Origin of the sequence: Microbacterium sp. UBA3394, from assembly GCF_002358725.1 — a bacterium.
GTDB classification, from domain to species: domain Bacteria; phylum Actinomycetota; class Actinomycetes; order Actinomycetales; family Microbacteriaceae; genus Microbacterium; species Microbacterium luteum.
The window spans coordinates 3558-8164 of sequence record NZ_DEPK01000117.1 but is presented as its reverse complement, the minus strand read 5'-3'; the positions used below and the strand labels follow the sequence as shown (position 1 = coordinate 8164).

General features: G+C 67.2%; 3 protein-coding genes. All 3 read right to left on the bottom strand.

Translation table 11 applies throughout. The features are described 5' to 3' along the window. On the bottom strand, positions 1–293 hold a 293-nt coding region (locus B4E30_RS07325; protein WP_286794359.1), incomplete at its 3' end, for a hypothetical protein. 80 nt (positions 294–373) lie between these two features. Next, a complete protein-coding gene (locus B4E30_RS07320; RefSeq protein WP_071044899.1) occupies positions 374–3865 on the bottom strand; it encodes a DNA-directed RNA polymerase subunit beta in 3492 nt (1163 codons plus the stop codon). A gap of 260 nt (positions 3866–4125) precedes the next feature. Further along, on the bottom strand, positions 4126–4464 hold the full coding sequence (locus B4E30_RS07315; protein WP_286794378.1) for a biotin-dependent carboxyltransferase family protein: 339 nt from the start codon (positions 4462–4464) through the stop codon (positions 4126–4128). Positions 4465–4607 lie beyond the last annotated feature (143 nt).

Here is a 4607-nt window from a genome sequence, read left to right as displayed (position 1 = left end):
GCCAGTTCGATGTGGCCCATCCGCTCGCGACGCACGGAGGACTTGGTGACCTCCACGCCGCAGCGCTCGCAGACGATGCCCTTGAAGCGGACGCGCTTGTACTTGCCGCACGAGCACTCCCAGTCGCGGCTGGGTCCGAAGATCTGCTCGCCGAACAGACCGTCCTTCTCGGGCTTCAGGGTGCGGTAGTTGATGGTCTCGGGCTTCTTGACCTCGCCGTAGGACCAGCGACGGATGTCGTCGGCGGTGGCCAGGCCGATGCGAAGCTCGTCAAAAGTTGTTGCGTCGAGCACGTGTGTTTACTCCTGTGAGATTCCGGTGATCGAGTAGCCGCGACGCGGCGTATCGAGATCAGTGGGTCGGATGCCGCGGGTCAGATCTCGTCGATCGACGAGGACTCGAACCGGGTGGAGATGTTGATGCCGAGCTCCTCCGCCGCGCGGAAGGCGTCGTCATCGGTGTCGCGGAGGTTGACCGCCGTGCCGTCGGCCGAGAGGACCTCGACGTTCAGGCAGAGCGACTGCATCTCCTTCATGAGCACCTTGAAGGACTCGGGGATGCCGGGCTCCTGGATGTTCTCGCCCTTGACGATCGACTCGTACACCTTGACGCGGCCGAGGATGTCGTCGGACTTGATCGTGAGGAGCTCCTGCAGCGCGTACGCGGCGCCGTAGGCCTCGAGGGCCCACACCTCCATCTCACCGAAGCGCTGACCGCCGAACTGCGCCTTACCACCGAGCGGCTGCTGGGTGATCATCGAGTACGGACCCGTCGAACGCGCGTGGATCTTGTCGTCGACGAGGTGGTGCAGCTTCAGGATGTACATGTAGCCGACGGAGATCGGTGCCGGGAACGGCTCGCCCGAGCGACCGTCGAACAGCTGCGTCTTTCCGCTGGAGTCGATCATGCGGTCGCCGTCGCGGTTGGGCAGCGTCGAGTCGAGCAGACCGACGAGCTCCGACTCGAAGGCGCCGTCGAACACCGGGGTGGCGACCTTCGTGCCCGGGGCGGCCTCGCGGGCCTGCTCCGGCAGCCGGGCGGCCCACTCGGGGGTTCCCTCGACCTTCCAGCCCTGCTTGGCGATCCATCCGAGGTGCAGTTCCAGCACCTGGCCGAAGTTCATTCGACCGGGGATGCCGAGAGGGTTCAGCACGATGTCCACCGGGGTGCCGTCCGGCAGGAACGGCATGTCCTCGACGGGGAGGATCTTCGCGATGACGCCCTTGTTGCCGTGGCGGCCGGCGAGCTTGTCGCCCTCGGTGATCTTGCGCTTCTGGGCGATGTAGACCACGACGCGGCGGTTGACGCCCGAGCCCAGCTCGTCGTCGCCCTCCTCGGCGTCAAACTCCTTGACGGCGATGATCGTGCCCTGCTCACCGTGGGGAACCTTCAGCGACGTGTCGCGCACCTCGCGGCTCTTCTCGTTGAAGATCGCGCGGAGCAGGCGCTCCTCGGCGGAGAGCTCCGTCTCACCCTTGGGGGTGACCTTGCCGACGAGGATGTCGCCGGGACGCACCTCGGCGCCGATGCGGATGATGCCGCGCTCGTCGAGGTCCTTCAGCAGGTCGGGGCTGACGTTGGGGAGGTCACGGGTGATCTCCTCCTTGCCGAGCTTGGTGTCCCGGGCGTCGACCTCGTACTCCTCGATGTGGATCGACGAGAGGGTGTCTTCCTTCACCAGGTCCTGGCTGAGGATGATCGCATCCTCGAAGTTGTGACCCTCCCACGTCATGAACGCCACGAGGAGGTTCTTGCCGAGCGCCAGCTCGCCGTTCTCGGTCGCGGGACCGTCGGCGATGACCTCGCCGGCCTCGATGCGGTCACCCGCGGAGACGACGACGCGCTGGTTGTAGCTGGTGCCCTGGTTGGAGCGGTCGAACTTGCGCAGGTAGTAGTCCTGCGTGCCGCCCTCGTCGAGCTGCACGGTCACGACGTCGGCCGAGACCTCCATGACCACACCCGGCTTCTGCGCGGTGATGACGTCTCCGGCGTCGACGGCGGCGTAGCCCTCCATGCCGGTGCCGACCAGGGGCGAGTCGCTGCGCAGCAGCGGCACGGCCTGGCGCTGCATGTTCGCACCCATGAGGGCGCGGTTGGCGTCGTCGTGCTCGAGGAACGGGATGAGCGAGGTCGCGACCGACACCATCTGGCGCGGCGAGACATCCATGTAGCCGATGTCCTCGGCGGGCACGAGCTCGACCTCGCCGCCCTTCGATCGGGCGAGGACGCGGGTCTCCTCGAAGTGACCGTCGGACTTCAGCGGCGCGTTGGCCTGGGCGACGATGAAGTCTTCCTCCTCCGCGGCGGTGAGGTACTGGATCTCGTCGGTGACGCGGCCGTTCTCGACCTTGCGGTACGGCGTCTCGATGAAGCCGAACGCGTTGATGCGCGCGAACGAGGCGAGCGAGCCGATGAGGCCGATGTTCGGGCCTTCCGGCGTCTCGATCGGGCACATGCGGCCGTAGTGCGAGGGGTGCACGTCACGCACCTCGACACCGGCGCGCTCACGGGAGAGACCGCCAGGGCCGAGGGCCGACAGACGGCGCTTGTGGGTCAGGCCCGCGAGCGGGTTGTTCTGATCCATGAACTGCGACAGCTGCGAGGTGCCGAAGAACTCCTTGATCGCGGCGACGACGGGGCGCACGTTGATCAGGGTCTGCGGCGTGATCGCCTCGATGTCCTGCGTGGTCATGCGCTCGCGGACGACGCGCTCCATGCGGGACAGACCGGTGCGGACCTGGTTCTGGATGAGCTCGCCGACCGCGCGGATGCGGCGGTTGCCGAAGTTGTCGATGTCGTCGACGTCCATGCGGATCTCGACCTCGTTGCCGGCGCGGGTGCCGGTGAAGGTCGTGTCGCCGCGGTGCAGGCGGACCAGGTACTTGATCGTCGCGACGATGTCGTCGACGGTCAGCACCGAGTCGGTCAGCTCGCCCTCGAGGCCGAGCTTGCGGTTGATCTTGTAGCGACCCACCTTGGCGAGGTCGTACCGCTTGGGGTTGAAGTAGAAGTTGTCCAGCAGCGCGCGCGCGGCCTCGGCGGCGACCTGCTCGCCCGGACGGAGCTTGCGGTAGATGTCGCGGAGCGCATCCTCCTTGGTGAGGATGGTGTCCTTCTCGAGCGTCTCCTCGATGGAGGTGAAGCCGGCGAACTCGTTCAGGATGTCTTCGCTGGTGAGGCCGAGGGCCTTCAGGAAGACGGTGACCGACTGCTTGCGCTTGCGGTCGATGCGCACGCCGACCTGGTCGCGCTTGTCGATCTCGAACTCGAGCCAGGCGCCGCGCGAGGGGATGACGCGGGCCGAGACGATGTCCTTGTCACTGGTCTTGTCGGGGGTCTTGTCGAAGTAGACGCCCGGCGAGCGAACCAGCTGCGAGACGACGACGCGCTCGGTGCCGTTGATGATGAACGTGCCCTTGTCGGTCTGGAGCGGGAAGTCGCCCATGAAGACCGTCTGGGTCTTGATCTCACCGGTCTGGTGGTTCATGAACTCGGCCTCGACGTAGAGCGGGGCAGCGTACGTCTTGCCGCGCTCCTTGCACTCCTCGATGGAGTACTTCTCGGGCTCGAGGTAGGGGTTCGTGAACGACAGCTGCATCGTCTCGGAGAGGTCCTCGATCGGGGAGATCTCCTCGAAGATCTCCTCGAGACCGCTCTGCAGGGCGACGTCGGTACGGCCGGCGGCCTGCGCCTCGGCGAGGCGGTCGCGCCACGCCTCGTTGCCGACCAGCCAGTCGAAGGACTCGGTCTGCAGCGCCAGCAGGTCGGGGACCGTCAGCGTGTCGGAGACTTTGGCGAACGAGAGACGGGAAGCTCCGCGTCCGTTCTTGGGGGTGGTGGTGGATGCGTTGCTCGCAGCAGCCAAGGGGATTACCTCCGTGGGCCCGGGCGGGGCCTGTTTCCTTGTCGTCAGGTGGAGTGCTCAGTCGTCCCCGAAATCCGCGAGCCGCACGCCGCTTCGTGTCGATCTCGTGAAGCGGGGGCACACGGACACCGCCGACCACCATATGAGGGCAGGGGGAATCCAAAGCGCAAAGACTCACTATACGCTCCGCGACGCGCCATGTCCAGCCGATCCTTGACCCGGCCCGTCCGGTGGGGTATAAACCGCTCCCGGTGCGCCGATCAGCCCGCGTGGCGCACGTGCCGGAAGCGGATCCGGGAGCCCGGGCGCGCCTGTGCGAGCAGGTCGAGATCGGCATCCGCGACCACCGCGATCACCGGGTAGCCGCCGGTGACCGGGCCGTCGGCCAGCAGCACGGTGGGTCGTCCGCTCGGGGGCACCTGGAGGGCGCCCGGGACCATCCCCTCGCTCGGCAGCTCGCCGGTGCGGCGCCGCGTCAGCACGGGGCCGTCCAGTCGCACGCCGACCCGGTCGGCGTCGGCGGCGACGGTCCACTCCCCGTCGAACAGGGCGACGCGTGCGTCGTCGTCGAACCAGTCGGACCGAGGCCCGGGAGCCAGNNCGTCCGGTGGGGTATAAACCGCTCATGACTGGGGGTTCGCCCGTCATCCGCACGCCTGACCAGCGGATACGGGTGTTCGTGAGCTCGACCCTGCGCGAGCTGCAGGGCGAGCGCCGTGCCGCCCGCGCAGCCATCGAGCGT